General features: G+C 67.4%; 3 protein-coding genes. 1 reads left to right on the top strand and 2 read right to left on the bottom strand.

Going from position 1 to position 1,923, the window contains the following annotated elements:
* Positions 1–952: PAS domain S-box protein (locus ACE3OK_RS12485; RefSeq protein WP_374249881.1), on the bottom strand; the 952-nt coding region annotated here is incomplete at its 3' end.
* 62 nt (positions 953–1,014) lie between these two features.
* On the bottom strand, positions 1,015–1,482 hold the full coding sequence (locus ACE3OK_RS12480) for a DUF1348 family protein (RefSeq protein WP_374249880.1): 468 nt from the start codon (positions 1,480–1,482) through the stop codon (positions 1,015–1,017).
* A 41-nt stretch (positions 1,483–1,523) separates the two neighbouring features.
* Between ACE3OK_RS12480 and ACE3OK_RS12475 the strand changes: the two genes are divergently transcribed.
* On the top strand, positions 1,524–1,923 hold a 400-nt coding region (locus tag ACE3OK_RS12475; protein WP_374249879.1), incomplete at its 3' end, for a TetR/AcrR family transcriptional regulator.

Here is a 1,923-nt window from a genome sequence, read left to right as displayed (position 1 = left end):
ACAGCATTTCCTGGAAGATGCGGAACACGGCCATCGCTGCAGGTTCGGGCAGCTCCGGCGCGGCGTCCACCTGCATCTGCCAGTCCAGCGCCAGCTCGGCCGACTGCACGAACTCGTGGGCCTGCCACTCGAGCGCGGCCCACAGGCCCTGGTGGTCCAGGATGCTGGGGCGCAGGTCGGTGATGATGCGGCCCACGTTGTCGACCGCGTTCTCGATCAGGCGGCTCATGTTCTGGCACTTGCTGCGCATGCGCTCGCGCATGGCCTGCGCCGCCTCGGCCTCGCGCGACTGCTGCTCCGCCAGGCGCTTGTCGAGCCAGTTCACGTCCATCTTCAGCGCCACCAGGAGGCTGCCCAGTTCGTCGTGCACTTCGCGGGCGATGCGGGTGCGCTCTTCCTCGCGTACCTGCTCGGAGTACGCCGCCAGCTCGCGCAGCTGGCCCAGCGCCACCGACAGCTCGCGCGTGCGCTCGGCCACCCGCAGCTCCAGCTCGTCCTTGGCTTTTTGCAGGGCGTCGGCGGCGCGCTTGCGCTCGGTGATGTCCACAAAGGTGATGACCGCGCCGCGCACCTGCGGCCCGTCCATGATGGGGTGGCTGGAATACTCCACCGCGAATGCGGTGCGGTCGCGGCGCCAGAACACCTCGGTGTCGATGCGGCACGGCAGGCCGCGACGGAAGGCATTGAAGATCGGGCAGTCGGTGTCGGGGTAGTGCGAGCCGTCGGCATGCGAATGGTGCGTCAGCTCGTGCATGTTGTGGCCCAGCACATCGGCCGGCTCCCAGCCCAGCATGCGCGCGCCCGCCCGGTTGATGAAGGTGCAGTGCCCGGCCAGGTCAATCCCGAAAATGCCCTCGCCCGTGGACTCCAGCAACAGCCCAAGCTGGTGCTGCCAGAGCGGGTCGGGCGCAGAGGCGGGCGGGTTTTGCCATTTCAGGGCGTCAGCATGCATGGGCTTGGTGCATGCAATGGTCGTGCCAGATTGGTGCGCCCCGTTCGCGCCATTTTGGTGCGCTAAAGTCCCAAATCACCCAGGCTGGGGTGGTCGTCGGGCCGCCGACCCAGCGGCCAGTGAAACTTGCGATCGGGCGCGGCAATGGGCAGGTCATTGATGCTGGCAAAGCGCCGCTGCATGAAGCCCTGTTCGTTGAATTCCCAGTTCTCGTTGCCGTAGCTGCGAAACCACTGGCCCGAATCGTCGTGCCATTCGTAGGCAAAGCGCACCGCAATCCGGTTGCCCGTGAAAGCCCACAGCTCCTTGATGAGCCGGTAGTCCAGCTCGCGCGCCCACTTGCGCTGCAGGAAGCCGCGCACCTGCTCGCGGCCCACCGGGAACTCGGCGCGGTTGCGCCAGCGCGTGTCTTCGGTGTAGACCTGCACCACGCGGTCGGGGTCGCGGGTGTTCCAGGCGTCTTCGGCCATGCGCACTTTCTGCGCAGCGGTTTCGGCGGTGAACGGGGGCAGGGGTGGCTTGGTTTCCATGGGGTTCCTTGAAGTAGACAGACCTGTCTACAATCTACCACATGGATCTGAGCCACCTGCCCGCGCGCGAGCGCATCCTCGTCACGGCGCATGCATTGTTCTACCGCGACGGCATCCGCGCCACCGGGGTGGACCGGCTGATTGCCGAGTCTGGCGTGGCCAAGCTCACCTTCTACCGGCACTTTCCGTCCAAGGACGATCTGGTGCGCGCCTTTCTGGACTACCGGCACGAGCGCTGGATGGCCTGGCTGGTGGACGCGCTGGGCCGCCACGGCGCACGCCCGGGCGGCGGCCTGGCGCCGCTGGTGGCGGCTCTGGCCGAATGGTTTGCCGACCCGGCGTTCCGCGGCTGCGCCTTCATCAATGCGGTGGCCGAAGTCGGCGGCAGCCTGCCCGATGCCGTGGCCATCGCGCGCCGCCACAAGCAGGAGATGACCGACG

The sequence above is a fragment of the Thermomonas sp. genome, assembly GCF_041905325.1.
In the GTDB taxonomy this organism is placed as follows: Bacteria; Pseudomonadota; Gammaproteobacteria; order Xanthomonadales; family Xanthomonadaceae; genus Thermomonas.
This window is presented reverse-complemented; position numbering and strand designations above follow the sequence as displayed.